The organism is Pseudomonas sp. CG7, assembly GCF_023701885.1.
GTDB classification, from domain to species: domain Bacteria; phylum Pseudomonadota; class Gammaproteobacteria; order Pseudomonadales; family Pseudomonadaceae; genus Aquipseudomonas; species Aquipseudomonas zanjanensis.
Map to the genome: position 1 here is coordinate 38,874 of NZ_JABAEE010000004.1, position 14,037 is coordinate 52,910.

Genomic DNA, 14,037 nt, shown 5'->3' on the forward strand with positions numbered 1-14,037 from the left:
TTTGATCTTGATCTTGATCTTTCGCTCTGGATTCAACTGTCTGGGGAAAGATCGCAGCCTCGTTGCACTCGACAGCTCCTACACAGCGTCTACAGGTAGGTGGTCAATCCCTTCCCGTCAGGCAAACCCAAGCCTTGCTTGGAACCCACCCTGAATGCCCCTAAAATGCCTGCCATCATTTGTCATCACTTCAGATACCAGACCCTATGACTGATTTACCGGATACCGACTACACCCAGCGTTTCATCTTCGATGACAGCGACGCCCGTGGCGAGCTGGTGGCGTTGGAGCGTAGCTACGCCGAAGTCCTCGCCAAGCACCCCTATCCTGAGCCGGTCGCACAAATGCTCGGCGAGCTGATGGCGGCCGCAGCGTTGCTGGTGGGCACCTTGAAGTTCGATGGCTTGCTGATTCTCCAGGCGCGTTCCGAAGGTCCGGTCCCGCTGCTGATGATCGAGTGTTCCAGCGAGCGTGAGATCCGTGGCCTGGCCCGGTATGACGCCGAACAGATCGCGCCCGACGCCACCCTGGCCGACATGATGCCCAACGGCGTGCTGGCCCTGACGGTCGATCCGACCCAAGGCCAGCGTTACCAGGGCATCGTCGATCTGGACGGGGCAACCCTGGCTGAATGCTTCACCAACTACTTCGTCATGTCCCAGCAGACCAACACCCGCTTCTGGCTCTACGCCGACGGGCGGCGCGCGCGTGGTTTGCTGCTGCAACAGCTACCTGCCGATCGCCTGCGCGACCCGGAAGAACGTGATGCCAGCTGGCAGCACATCACCGCTCTGGCCAGCACCTTGAGCGCCGATGAACTACTGGGCCTGGACAACGAAACGGTGCTGCATCGCCTCTACCACGAGGAGCAGGTACGCTTGTTCGACGGCCAGCCGTTGCGCTTCCAATGCAGTTGCTCTCGTGAACGTTCCGGCAATGCGCTGGTCAGTCTGGGTCTGGAAGATGCGCAGCAACTGGTGATCGAGCATGGCGGCGCCATCGAAGTCGACTGCCAGTTCTGCAACGAACGCTACCTGTTCGACGCGGCGGACATCGCTCAATTGTTCGCCGGTGCGGGTGTCGACACACCGTCAGATACTCGACACTAAAACGGTTCAGCGCAGGTAAATCTCCTGGCAAACGCCGGATTTACGCCGTACTGACGGGAGGGCCCTACTCTTTTTGGGGTTTTCTGGCATAATCCGGCCCACTTTTTTCGGGTAGTAGTGCGCGACTTCCTACTACAAAACGTTTGGAGCACTCGGCCACGGGCCGACGGGGAATCTCATGACGCAAGCCAATAACGCCGTGTACACCGATCTGAGTGTCGATGATCTGGTCAAAGAAGCCCTGAATCGCGGTGAAGGCGAGCTTGCCGATACTGGCGCGCTGGTTGTCCGTACCGGTCATCGTACCGGTCGCTCGCCAGTCGACCGTTTCATTGTGGAAGAGCCAACCACCCAGGACGCCATCGCCTGGGGCCCGATCAACCGCAAGTTCCCGGCCGACAAGTTCGATGCCCTGTGGAGCCGCGTTGAGGCCTACCTGGGCGAGCGCGAGCGTTTTGTATCCCATGTGCATGTAGGCTCCGATCCTGCGCACTACCTGCCGGTCAAGATGACCACCGAGACGGCGTGGCACAACCTGTTCGGCCGATGCCTGTTCATCACCCCCGAGCAATACAACGCCGGCGGCAAGGATGAATGGCAGATCCTCAACGCGCCGAATTTCGTCTGCGAGCCTGAGCGCGACGGCACCAACTCCGACGGCACCGTGATCATCAACTTCGCGGCCAAGAAAGTGCTGATCGCCGGCATGCGCTACGCCGGTGAGATGAAAAAAGCCCTGTTCTCCGTGCAGAACTTCCTGCTGCCGGCTGTTGACGTGCTGCCGATGCACTGCGCCGCGAACATGGGCGAAGAGGGCGATGTGACCCTGTTCTTCGGCTTGTCGGGCACCGGCAAGACCACCCTGTCCGCCGATGAAAGCCGTTACCTGATCGGTGACGACGAGCACGGCTGGGGCGTGGGCGTGGTCTTCAACATCGAGGGCGGTTGCTATGCCAAGTGCATCGACCTGTCCGAGAAAAACGAGCCGGTCATCTGGAAAGCCATCCAGCACGGTGCCGTACTGGAAAACGTCGTTCTGGACCCCGTCACCAAGAAAGCCGACTACGCCGACGACAGCCTGACCCAGAACAGCCGCGCCGCCTACCCGCGTGAGCTGATCGAAAAACGCGCACCGAAAAACCTCGGTGGCGAGCCCAACGCTGTAATCTTCCTGACCTGCGACCTGACCGGCGTTCTGCCGCCGGTGTCGATCCTCAGCGAAGAACAAGCCGCCTATCACTTCCTGTCCGGCTACACCGCACTGGTGGGCTCGACCGAAATGGGTTCGCGCAGCGGCATCAAGTCGACCTTCTCCACCTGCTTCGGCGCCCCGATCTTCCCGCGTCCAGCCGGTGAATACGCTGAGCTGCTGATCAAGCGCATCCGTGGTGTCGGCTCCAAGGTCTACCTGGTCAACACCGGTTGGACCGGCGGTGGCTACGGCGTCGGCAAGCGCTTCAACATCCCGACCACCCGTGCTGTGATCGCAGCGATCCAGAGCGGCGCGCTGATCGGTGCTGAAACCGAACACCTGGACATCATCAACCTGGACGTGCCGCTGGCAGTTCCAGGCGTCGAGACTGGCCTGTTGAACCCACGCAACACCTGGGCCGACAAAGCCGCCTACGATGAAGCCGCCAAGGCATTGGCCGGTCTGTTCATCGAGAACTTCAAGAAGTTCGACGTGAGCGACGCGATCAAGGCGGCAGGTCCACAGCTGTAAGGCTTGGTTGTTGAATAAAAAACCGCCCTTCAATGGGCGGTTTTTTATGGGCGGTTAGTTAGGTGCGTAGGGGCTGGAAACTGTCATTATTCCAGCTGAAATCGAGCCAGACAGCCAGAATAATGCCACTTAAGGTGCTCAAATCACCTCGTTCTCCTCCACTTCCCGCGTATCCCATTTCTGTGCCTTGATCGCCTTGTAAAGCATGCCGATGGTCAATGGCAGCTTGTTCCCCCGGCCCTTGGCCCTGCGCTTTTGAAACACATCGAATCCTTCAGGCTGGAAATAGCGGTAGGCGTCGTAGTCGATGAATTCGATGGCGAACCGTTCCTCCACTGCTTCCATCAGATGCCGAGCGTCCGCGACGTCACAACCCCAGTCGAGATTGATCGCGGTGTCCAGGCGAATCGTCTTGCGTTCAGGCAGGCCGATTTCTTCGTGGAGCAGCTCCATGAGCTGGCGCATGGCGTGATCGTCGGGGAAGTCTGGGGCGAGGTGCATGGCGAGGTTTCCGGGGGTGTTGGCGTGTGTTCGTCTGGAGGGAAAGTTTAGGAGGAATCGTTGCCCATTGGAAAAAGAAGATTGCTCTCACAGTGGTCTCGGATCCGTCTGCTGAGTATTTCCCTGGCCGCTCGGTAAGGTTCGCCACGCCCTTTTAATGGGGGTTAATGGCGACCAAGCAGGGATGAGCATGACGAAAGGGAAGGCCGGTGTTCCGCAGTCCTGGGAGCATTACGGCGGCGATCGGGGCTACAGGATCCTGCGGGACATGACCCCCAGCGAACTGGCAAAAAGAGACGACGATCAACAGGCCTATGAGGCCATGCTCGCCAGGCAGACGGCGTACATGAGCGAGCGTTTGACCCAGGTCCGCGAAGCATCACCTTCCGACGTGAAGGGCTGTGTATTTGCCAAGTCCTGCAAGCTGCCTGATTCGGTGATCGACTATCACAACCCGAGCGGCTACATCCCGACTGAAGCCCTGAGGGAGTACGGCCAATTTACCTTGTTGGGCGGGCGTCAAGCTGACGAGTCAGGGCGCATTCAGCTCAAGAATCTCAGTGGGTCGTTGCCGGCAAGCTTCGGCTCGTTTGCCTTGGGTAGGGCGATGCCGGTTTCCCTTGGTGTGGCGGCGGGGGCTGCTGGCGCGGTCACTGCACCCGTGGCGGCGGGTGTACTGATCGGCCTGGTGGGGCTGCTGATGCCCACGAGCCTGGGTGACGGTTCGTTGTACACCGAAGAGCAACTGCGCTCCCTGGAGCAGGCACGTACGCGGGTGCGGTTGCACGTCGAGACCCAGGCCGATGGCACGCTCAAGGGATACGGCTATAACACCCAGGCACGACGTGACTGGGAAATGATCCCGGTGGTGACGTTCCAGGCTCGCGGCGAGCAACAAGTGGCGGACTTTGGCGATGGGGTCGAGTTGATCTGGACGCCTGCGGTCGATCCATCCGCGACGTTGGGCATCCCGGCGCTGGAGGCCGCGCCACAGGCTCCGCACATCTGGATTTTTCCGCCGACACCTGCGGCGGACAGCATCATCGTCAACCCGATCTATCCGCCGGAGTATAAGGATTTCATTCTTGTGTTTCCGGCGGATTCTGGGGTTTCGCCGTTGTATATCGTGCTCAGCATTTCTGATCACAAATATTACCCGACCCCGACAGGCGTACTTCCTGCTTTTCCTGACCTTGTTCGCGGTCGCTCTAAAACTCCCGTACAAGGAGGTGGAGGATTACGTCCACGTTGGCACGACCGCAAAGGTAATATTTATGAATGGGACCGGCAGCATGGCGCTCTTGAAAAGTACAACCCGCGTGGAAAACATTTAGGTGAGTTCAATCACATCACGGGTGAACAGACCAAAAAAGCGGATAAGGCAAGGAAGGTAGAGCCATGAGTTTTGGGGTGTTGGGTTTTTATCCTGGCAAGGATGAGCTGGTATTTGAACAGAGCATCAGCTTGTCGGTGGAGGACTTGAAGCCTGTGATGCAATGGGCAGGTAGCAATGATCACATCGGTGCGGACTTCAGACTTTCAGCAGAGCAGGTGCTTGAAATTGAACGATTGGCCTCATTGAATTTTCCGCCGGGGCTGGATCTTTATTTAACGTCTTATGACTGAACGCCAAGCTCAAACGGTCAGTTATCAAACGTCTTCTCGCTTGCGTTGCCTCTTGAGTCGATCCGCGTCGCGGCCATTCAGGCTGTATCATCCCGTATCGATTCAACCCCGACCTTTTCTCGACTCGCCGCATTGTCCCGCTAGGCTTTGGGCATCGCAGCAGTCAAAGGAGCGACCGCGCATGCACAGCACCCTGGAACAGGTTTTCGGTTATCCACAGTTTCGTCCCGGTCAGGAGGCGGCCATCGGCGCCGTGCTTGCCGGTCGGTCGGCGGCGGCCATCTTTCCCACCGGATCGGGCAAGTCCCTGTGGTATCAATTGTCGGCCCTGCTCTTGCCGCACCTGACGCTGGTGGTCTCACCGTTGCTGGCGTTGATGCAGGACCAGTTGGCGTTCCTCCAGCGCCACGGCATCGCGGCGGCCAGCATCGATTCGGCCCAGAGCCGTGACGAAGCCAGCGACGCCATGGCGCGGGCCCGTTCGGGTGAGTTGAAGATCCTGATGATTTCCGTGGAGCGCTTGAAGAACGAGCGCTTTCGCAATTTCCTGCAGCAGGTTCCGATCTCGTTGCTGGTGGTGGACGAGGCCCACTGCATTTCGGAATGGGGGCATAACTTCCGACCTGATTACCTCAAGCTTCCCGACTACCAGCACCAGTTCAATATTCCCCAGGTATTGCTGCTGACGGCCACCGCGACACCCAAGGTCATCGCCGACATGCAGACGAAATTCGCCATCGCTGCCGCCGATGTGGTGACGACCGGTTTCTACCGACCGAACCTCAATCTGCTGGTCGAGCCCGTGCGCGGTGCCGACAAGCGCGCGCGACTGGTGCAGTGGTTGGGCGAGCGTGCCGGGCAGCCGAGCATCGTCTACGTCACCTTGCAGCGAACCGCCGAGCAGATCGCTGAACACTTGGGGCGGCACGGTATCCAGGCCGAGGCCTATCACGCCGGTTTGCCCCATGAACAGCGCGAAACCATCCAGCGGCGATTCATGGGCGGCCAATCCAATTGCATCGTCGCGACCATCGCCTTTGGCATGGGCATCGACAAGAGCGACATCCGCAACGTCGTGCATTTCGACTTGCCCAAGTCCATCGAAAACTACAGCCAGGAGATCGGCCGCGCGGGACGGGACGGGCAGCCCTCCGATTGCCTGGTGCTGGCCAACCGCGACAGCCTCAACGTGCTGGAGAACTTCGTGTATGGCGATACGCCGGAGCTTACCGGCATTCGTTGCGTGCTCGATGAACTGAAGGCCGCGGCAGCCGACGGGCAGTGGGAATTCTTGTTGGGACCGCTGGCGGACCAGAGCAACATCCGGCAACTGCCGCTCAAGACGCTGCTGGTCCAGTTGGAATTGCGCCGGCTGATCGCGCCGCGTTATGCCTATTTCGCCGAGTACCGCTTCAAGTTCCTGACCGAGCCGCACGAGCTGCTGGAGCGCTTCGAAGGTGAGCGACGGGACTTCGTCGCGGCCATCATCCAAACCTCCAGTCGCGCCCGGAGTTGGGCCACGGTGGATTTTGACGGGATGTACCAGCAGTATCGCGCCGAGCGTAATCGGGTGGTGAAGGCGCTGGATTATTTCCAGGAAAAGGGCTGGATCGAGCTGGAAAGCAAACAGATGACCGAGGTGTACAGCGTGCTGGAAGCGGATCTGGATGCGCAGCTCTTGAGCACCGAGCTACACGCCTACTTCACCCGGCACGAACACGGTGAGATCGCGCGGATCCACGCCATGCTCGAATTGTTCGCCACTGCCCGTTGTCTGGGTCATCGCTTGGCGGAGTACTTCGGCGACGGCAATGCGCCACGCCAGTGCGGCCATTGTTCGGTGTGCCATGGGCATGTCGCCCGCCTGCCGGAGCCGCCCGTATTGCCGGCGCTTGTGGATAAAGATTTCGAGGCGCTGTGTGGCGATTTTATCCACACGCATGAGCAGCACAGCGGCAGCGTGCCGTCTGCCGAGCGCCTCACCCGGTTCCTGTGCGGAATCAGCGTGCCACTGTTCACCCGTTTGAAGGCACGGAAGATCCATGGGTATGCCGCACTGGAAACGTATCCATACGCTGAAGTTCGCCAGTGGGCCCAAGCGCACCTGTGAGCTGCATCCATCCGCTGAATGCCCCTCATCACACGAATAAATTTCAAAAATATTCGTTGGCTGACAAAGGTGAAGGCTGTCTTCGGATCGCCAAAACAAGAGAGCAGACATGAGCCAGACACCCTTCGATATTCAGCGCGCCGCGGTGGTCGGTGCAGGCACCATGGGACGGGGCATCGTGATGTGCCTGGCCAATGCCGGCGTGGCGGTGCAATGGGTCGACAACAATCCGCAAATGCTCGAGCAAGCGTTGGCCGCCGTAGCCGAGACCTACGCCCATGGCGTGCGCCAGGGCCGTATCGACCAGGGTGAGGCGGATGCGCGGATTGCTCGGGTGACGCGGGCGCAGGATTACGCGGCGATCCGCGACGTGGACCTGGTGATTGAGGCGGTCTACGAAAACCTGGAGCTCAAGCAGACTATCTTTCGCGAGCTGGACGGCCTGTTGAAGCCCGAGGCGATCCTGGCGAGCAATACGTCGGCACTGGACATCGATGCCATCGCCGCTGTCACTCGCAGGCCAGCCCAAGTCCTGGGCCTGCATTTCTTCAGCCCGGCGCACATCATGAAGCTGCTGGAAATCGTCCGCGGTGCGCAAACCTCCAAAGCGGTTCTGGACGCGGCCTTGGTGCTGGGCAAGCGCATGGGCAAGGTCAGCGTGATATCGGGCAACTACCATGGTTTCATCGGTAACCGGATGCTTCACCCGTATGTGCTGGAAGCGCGCAAGATGCTGCTGGAGGGGGCGTTCCCCTACCAGGTGGATGCGGCGTTGCAAGGCTTCGGCTTCGCCATGGGGCCGTTCCGCATGTACGACGTCGTCGGCATCGACCTGGAGTGGCGCGCCCGTGAGCTGGCGGGGAAGGGCCAGGAGGCGCCCGAGGTGCAAGTGGACAACCATTTGTGTGAACTGGGGCGGTTCGGCCAGAAAAGCGGCAATGGGTACTATCACTACGAGCCGGGCAGTCGACAGGCCGAGCTTGACGTCGAGGTCGATGCGCTGGTGCTGCGGGTCAGCGAAGCGTTGGGGTTCCAGCGTCGCGAGATCGGCCCGGTGGAAATCCTTGAGCGCTGCTTGCTGGCGCTGGTCAACGAGGGGGCGAAGATCTTGCAGGAAGGTATTGCCGAGTCGGCCCATGATATCGACCTGGTCTACCTCAACGGCTACGGCTTTCCCGCGGAAAAGGGCGGGCCGATGGCCTGGGCCGACGGGCAGGGGCTGGAAGCTATCCACGAGCGCCTGCTGGAGCTCGAAACGAAGCAGGGTGACCAGTGGCAGCCCGCGCGCCTGATCGGCGAACTGGCGGCGCAGGGAAAGGGGTTCGCGAGCCGATAGGCGTCATCCTGAAATCATTGAACAACCATGAAGAGCACTTGATGCCCCAACGTAGCGAATACCCACACTTGCAACCCATCACCACGCGTTGGCACGACAACGATGTGTACGGTCACGTCAACAACGTCACCTACTACAGCTTTTTCGATACCGCCGTGAATACCTACCTGATCGAGGTCGGGGGCCTGGATATCCATGACGGAGAGGTGGTGGGGTTCGTGGTGAGTTCGGCCTGCGACTATTTTGCCTCGATCGCCTTTCCAGACCGGATTGAAATCGGCCTGCGGGTCGGCAAGTTGGGCAGCAGTGCGGTGCAGTACGAGCTGGCGGTGTTCAAGGCGGGTGAGGAAGAGGCCTGCGCGGCGGGGCGTTTTGTCCACGTATTCGTGGATCGGGCATCGAATCGGCCGGTGGCGATTCCGGAGCGGCTGCGTGGGGCGATGGAGCGTTTGGTGGTCTGAAACAAAAATCGCAGCCTCCGGTCAGGCTCTGTGAAGAGCTGCCAAAGGCTGCGATCTTTTATCGGCAGGTATCAAAGCCAGCGATCAATCGTCGTAATAACGATGTTTATGCTTGTGCTTGCGATGCCCATAGGCATGGCCGCGACCCGGATGGCCGTCACGGTAGTAGCGGCGGTCGCCACGGCGGCCGTCATAACGGCGGTCATCGTCATCGTCCTTGCCCATGTAGTTACCCAGGGCGCCACCCGCGCCACCGCCCGCTGCCGCACCGATCAGACTGCCGGTGCTGCCGCCGACGCTACGGCCGACCACGTTACCGCCGGCCGCACCCAGCGCGCCGCCGATTGCCGCGTCGCCGCGGCTGTGGCTGTCTGCACCGACTGCACTACCGCCTGCACCGCCCAGCGCCGCGCCGATAGTGGAACCGGTATTGCCGCCCAGGGACTGGCCGACGACCGAACCCAAAACCCCGCCTAATGCGCCGCCCACACCTGCTTCGGCAGTACCACCGGCGGAAGCGATGCCACTGGCCAGGCTAAGGGACAACAAGAGAATGGAGGAGAACTTCATAGAGGAGCCTCAAAGGGATGACGGCGCGATCCTGAGGCTGGCTTCGCTTGCTTACAATCGAAATCCGACGAGTAGCACGACTTGTGCACAATTCTCTAAGTTATTGTTTTTCGGTGGGAACTTAAGGTGAATTGGCCGGTCTTTAGCTACTTGAGACAGGCCGTTTTCCATGGGAAACGGCCTTTTTTGTGCCCGTTCGAAAAGTCGTTTGTGGCGAGGGAGCTTGCTCCCGTTGGGGCGCGAAGCGGCCCTGAAGCTTAGCATCTCGGCGTGTCAGGTGAATGGATGGAAGGGGCTGCTACGCAGCCCAGCGGGAGCAAGCTCCCTGCCACACGACCACCATGATCCAAAAGGTTGTATCAAGCCGACTTGGCCAGGATCAGTCCGTTCTCACTCGCCGCTTCCAGGCGGATCGCGACGAATTTCGACGTCGGCGTATGGCTGCCATCACCGGTGCTTTCCAGCGGGACCAGCGGGTTCACCTCAGGGTAGTAGGCCGCAGCCTGCCCGGCCGGAATGTCGAACGCCAGCAAGGTGAAACCCTTGACCCGGCGCTCGCGACCGTCTTCCCAGAGCGAGACGATGTCAGCTTTCTGCCCCGGCTTGAAGCCCAGGCGAATGATGTCCGCTTCGTTGACGAACAACACGTCGCGCTGGCCCTTTACACCGCGATAGCGGTCGTCGAGGCCGTAAATAGTGGTGTTGTACTGATCGTGGGAACGCATGGACTGCATGATCAGGTCGGGCAACTGGCCGGTGGCACGGGTGCGCTCATGCACGAGGTCGGTCGGCAACAGGTTCGGCTTGAAGTTGGCGCGGCCCGACGGGGTGTTCCAGCGTCGCGAGCCGGCGCTGTTGCCCAGGTAGAATCCGCCGGGGTTCTTCAGCTTTTCGTTGAAGTCCTTGAAGCCGGGGACGGTCTCGGCGATCAGGTCGCGAATGCGGCTGTAGTCGGCCACCAGCCAGTTCCAATCCACCGGGCGGCTACCCAGCGTGGCGGCGGCGATGCCGGCGACGATCCACGGTTCCGAGCGCATCTGGTTCGACAGTGGCTGCAACTGACCCATGGAGGCATGCACCATGCTGAAGGAGTCTTCCACGGTCACCGCTTGCGCGCCTTCGGTTTGCAGGTCGATGTCGGTGCGGCCCAGGCACGGCAGGATCAGCGCGTCCTTGCCGTGGGCCAGGTGGCTGCGGTTGAGCTTGGTGCTGATCTGCACTGTCAGATCGCAATTGGCCAGGGCCTGGAACGTGCGGTGGCTGTCCGGCGTGGCTTGGGCGAAATTGCCGCCCAGGGCGATGAATACTTTCGCCTGGCCGTCGGCCATGGCGTGGATCGCCTCGACCACGTTGTGGCCGTTCTCACGCGGAACCTTGAACTGGAAGCGCCGCTCCAGCGTGTCGAGGAACGCCACTGGCGGACGTTCGTTGATACCCATGGTCCGGTCGCCCTGCACGTTGCTGTGGCCGCGGACCGGGCAAAGGCCAGCGCCTGGCCGGCCAATGTTGCCGCGCAGCATCATCACGTTGGCGATCTCCTGGATGGTCGCCACCGAGTGACGGTGCTGGGTGATGCCCATCGCCCAGCACATGATCACGTTCTTGCTTCTGGCGTACATGCGCGCGGCCTGTTCGATTTCGACCAGGGTCAGGCCCGATTGCTCGACGATCTGCGCCCAAGGCGTATCGTCGACCGCTGCCAGGTAATCCAGCACGTTGGCACTGTGTTCGTTGAGGAACGCGTGGTCGAACACGGCCGGCGCACCGCTGTCCTGGGCCTCCCGCTCCCATTGCAGCAAGAACTTCGCCATGCCGCGCAAGATCGCCATGTCCCCCCCCAGGGCCGGGCGGAAATACGCGGTGTTGGTCGGCTTATTGCCGTTGGTGAGCATTTCGATCGGGCTCTGCGGATGCTGGAAGCGCTCCAGGCCACGCTCCTTGAGCGGGTTGATGCAGATCACTTGGGCGCCGCGCTTCACCGCCTCGCGCAGTGGTTCGAGCATCCGCGGATGATTGGTGCCAGGGTTCTGGCCCCAGACGAAAATCGCGTCGGCGTGCTCGAAGTCGTCGAATGTCACCGTGCCCTTGCCCACGCCCACGCTCTGGGCCAGCGCTACGCCGCTGGCCTCGTGGCACATGTTCGAGCAGTCAGGGAAATTGTTGGTGCCATAGGCGCGTACGAACAGTTGATACAAATAGGCCGCTTCGTTGCTGGCCCGGCCCGAGGTGTAGAACTCGGCCTGGTTGGGGCTGGACAGCCCTTGCAGGTGCTTGCCAACCAGGGCGAACGCCGCTTCCCAACTGATGGGCTTGTAGCGGTCGGTTTCGGCATCGTAGCGCATTGGCTCGGTCAGGCGACCTTGGTATTCGAGCCAGTAGTCGCTCTGTTCCAGCAGCGAGGTCACGCTGTGCCTGGCGAAAAATGCGGCATCGACACGGCGCTTGGTAGCCTCCCAGTTCACGGCCTTGGCGCCGTTCTCGCAGAACTTGACCATGCCGCTTTCCGGCGAGTCGCCCCAGGCACAGCCCGGGCAGTCAAAACCGCCGTTCTGGTTGGTCTTGAGCATCATGCGGATGTTTTTCAGCGCGTTGTCGCTGGTCAACCAGGCCTGAGCGACACTGATCAGCGCACCCCAACCACCGGCTGGGCCCTTGTAGGGCTTGTAGCGTGGTACGGGTTTCTGGTCGGCTTGTTGATGATTGCTCACGCTTGTTTCTCCATCGCAGGGCTGTAGACCCGCGGCGCACTTTTTTGCGGCAGGTGGATGAGGTTGAGGTTGTGTTGACGGGCCCATTGCACGGCGAGGCCCGTGGGCGACGACAGGCTGACCAGGGTCTGGATGCCGGCGCGCAGTACTTTCTGGATCAGTTCGAGGCTGCAACGGCTTGTGACGATCGCCACGCCACCGGCCACCGGGATTTGTTGCCGGATCAGCGCGCCGATCAGTTTGTCGAGGGCGTTGTGCCGACCAATGTCTTCGCGACCCAGGAGCAACTCACCCTGGGCATTCATGAACAAGGCTGCATGCACCGCGCCGCAATGTTGGCCCAAGGGCTGGAACTGACCGATACGGTCACGCAGGCCATCGAGCCATTGCGCGGCAGGCAAGGGCGCGCCGGGCAGCACCTTGAGGTTGGGCAAGGCCTGTTCCACCGCTTCCACACCGCACAACCCGCAGCCACTGGTGCCCGCCAACTGTCGGCGTTGCTGCTTGAGGTTCCAGAAGGCGCGGTTGGCGATGGTCACTTGGGCGTAGTGCGCGGCACCTGTGCCGCTCAGTTGCAGGTCATAGATGTCCGATGAGTCTTCAATGATGCCGCTGCCGAGGCTGAAGCCGACGATGAAGTCTTCAAGGTCGGTGGGCGTGACCAGCATGACCGCCTGGCTGATGCCGTTATAGGCAATCGCCAGCGCCACTTCCTCGGCCAGCGCGGTGCTGTCCGATTGGGCGTGGTCCAGATTGCAGTAGCGATAGCTCTGGCTGGCGGCCGGCGCGGATGTTTCCATCCCAGGCGCTGGACTGACCGGAGGCTTGTCGTTCATAGGCATCACTGAAAGTAGGAATAGTGCTAAGACTAAATGCGGCAATCTGCCACGTCTAATCGCTATTACTGATCTTCCAATAGATGACGTCGATCAAGAAGTCGTCGATGATTTCTGATAGAGGGCAAAACAGGCCTCGGCCAACGCCGAGCGGGGGGCGCCGCGTCGCATGATCAGGCCCAGCGAAACCAGCGTCTGGGCGTTTTCAATGGGCTGGATGCGCAAGTCTTCGGTCAGGACATTCAGGCCGCTGTCCAGGGGCATCACCGCGCAACACAATCCGCCATGCACAGCTTGTAACAATTGATGCACCGCGTCGGTTTGCAACAGCGGTTGGGGCGTCAGACCCCGGCTGTGGAAATTGTGGTCGATGGACTGACGAAAATGCATGCCGCTGGTGAGCATGCCCAGCGGCAGTTCGATCAGCGCCTCCCAGCTCAGCGGTTGTTCACCGAAAAAGAAATACCGCTGGTCGTAAAGCAAACCCATGCGGGTGGGGCTGAAGGGCAGGGCCTCGAAGCGTTCATTGTCCAGCCGCTCCAAGTAGGAGATGCCCAGGTCGATGCGGTTGTTCGCCAACTGTTCGAGGATGCGTTCGGAACTCAGGGACGACAATTCGAAACGCAAGCTGGGGTGCTCGGTGTGCAAGCGCTGCATCATCGCCAGCGGGTCGAAGTCCGACAACGGCACCACGCCCAGGCGCAGCGTGCCCACCAGGTTGCCGCGGCAGGCCGCTGCTTCGGCCTGCAGCCCGTCATAGGCCGCCAGCACCGTGCGTGCCCAGGCCAGCACCCGTTCCCCCGGCGCGGTAAAACCTTCAAAGCGCTGGCCGCGGTTGACCAATGGCAGGTCGAGTTCTTCTTCAAGGCTGCGCAGGCGCATCGACAACGTCGGCTGGGTGATATGGCAACGTGCGGCGGCTTGGCCGAAGTGACGGGTTTCGTCCAGCGCGATGAGAAATTTCAGCTGCTTGATGTCCATCTTCGCTCCAGGGCGCGGGAAGATTCGGATTCTAGCGCTTGCGCGTGGCGGGGTCATTGGTCGGCTGGGAACCGGG

The 14,037-nt window shown here is 60.8% G+C and carries 12 protein-coding genes; 7 read left to right on the forward strand and 5 right to left on the reverse strand.

What is annotated here, in order from left to right; all coding sequences use genetic code 11:
- Positions 1 to 206: 206 nt before the first annotated feature.
- Both hslO and HGO40_RS03085 read left to right on the forward strand, forming a co-directional pair.
- On the forward strand, positions 207 to 1,109 hold the full coding sequence (gene hslO / locus HGO40_RS03080; protein ID WP_186707302.1) for an Hsp33 family molecular chaperone HslO: 903 nt from the start codon (positions 207 to 209) through the stop codon (positions 1,107 to 1,109).
- A gap of 178 nt (positions 1,110 to 1,287) precedes the next feature.
- Positions 1,288 to 2,832 (forward strand): phosphoenolpyruvate carboxykinase, encoded by a 1,545-nt coding sequence (locus HGO40_RS03085; protein ID WP_250961843.1) that lies wholly within the window; start codon positions 1,288 to 1,290, stop codon positions 2,830 to 2,832.
- Between the two features lie 138 nt (positions 2,833 to 2,970).
- Here HGO40_RS03085 and HGO40_RS03090 read toward each other — a convergent pair whose 3' ends face one another.
- Positions 2,971 to 3,333: a DUF1493 family protein gene (locus HGO40_RS03090; RefSeq protein ID WP_250961844.1), complete on the reverse strand. Its 363-nt coding sequence runs from the start codon at positions 3,331 to 3,333 to the stop codon at positions 2,971 to 2,973.
- Positions 3,334 to 3,523: 190 nt separating this feature from the next.
- Between HGO40_RS03090 and HGO40_RS03095 the strand changes: the two genes are divergently transcribed.
- From HGO40_RS03095 to HGO40_RS03115, 5 genes are all read left to right on the forward strand, one after another.
- Positions 3,524 to 4,735 carry a colicin E3/pyocin S6 family cytotoxin gene (locus HGO40_RS03095; RefSeq protein ID WP_250961845.1) on the forward strand — a complete coding sequence of 404 codons (1,212 nt, stop codon included), beginning with the start codon at positions 3,524 to 3,526 and terminating at the stop codon, positions 4,733 to 4,735.
- Positions 4,732 to 4,959, forward strand: coding sequence for a DUF7683 domain-containing protein (locus tag HGO40_RS03100; protein ID WP_250961846.1), 228 nt, complete (start codon positions 4,732 to 4,734; stop codon positions 4,957 to 4,959). The genes HGO40_RS03095 and HGO40_RS03100 overlap by 4 nt, the downstream gene beginning before the upstream one ends.
- A 181-nt stretch (positions 4,960 to 5,140) precedes the next feature.
- Positions 5,141 to 7,069, forward strand: coding sequence for a RecQ family ATP-dependent DNA helicase (locus HGO40_RS03105; protein ID WP_250961847.1), 1,929 nt, complete (start codon positions 5,141 to 5,143; stop codon positions 7,067 to 7,069).
- 109 nt (positions 7,070 to 7,178) lie between these two features.
- Entirely contained in the window at positions 7,179 to 8,405 is a 1,227-nt protein-coding gene (locus HGO40_RS03110) for a 3-hydroxyacyl-CoA dehydrogenase (RefSeq protein ID WP_250961848.1), read from the forward strand.
- Positions 8,406 to 8,446: 41 nt separating this feature from the next.
- Entirely contained in the window at positions 8,447 to 8,866 is a 420-nt protein-coding gene (locus tag HGO40_RS03115; RefSeq protein ID WP_250961849.1) for an acyl-CoA thioesterase, read from the forward strand.
- A gap of 84 nt (positions 8,867 to 8,950) precedes the next feature.
- Here the strand turns inward: HGO40_RS03115 and HGO40_RS03120 are convergent, their stop codons facing one another.
- The 4 genes from HGO40_RS03120 to HGO40_RS03135 all read right to left on the reverse strand — a co-directional run bounded on the left by HGO40_RS03120 (position 8,951) and on the right by HGO40_RS03135 (position 13,961).
- Entirely contained in the window at positions 8,951 to 9,436 is a 486-nt protein-coding gene (locus tag HGO40_RS03120) for a glycine zipper domain-containing protein (RefSeq protein ID WP_250961850.1), read from the reverse strand.
- 359 nt (positions 9,437 to 9,795) lie between these two features.
- Entirely contained in the window at positions 9,796 to 12,144 is a 2,349-nt protein-coding gene (locus HGO40_RS03125) for an FdhF/YdeP family oxidoreductase (protein ID WP_250961851.1), read from the reverse strand.
- Positions 12,141 to 12,980 carry a formate dehydrogenase accessory sulfurtransferase FdhD gene (gene fdhD, locus HGO40_RS03130; protein ID WP_250961852.1) on the reverse strand — a complete coding sequence of 280 codons (840 nt, stop codon included), beginning with the start codon at positions 12,978 to 12,980 and terminating at the stop codon, positions 12,141 to 12,143. The genes HGO40_RS03125 and fdhD overlap by 4 nt, the downstream gene beginning before the upstream one ends.
- A 93-nt stretch (positions 12,981 to 13,073) precedes the next feature.
- The gene (locus tag HGO40_RS03135; RefSeq protein WP_250961853.1) at positions 13,074 to 13,961 is read right to left on the reverse strand and encodes a LysR family transcriptional regulator; all 888 of its coding nucleotides are present in this window, start codon (positions 13,959 to 13,961) and stop codon (positions 13,074 to 13,076) included.
- Between the last annotated feature and the right edge of the window lie 76 nt (positions 13,962 to 14,037).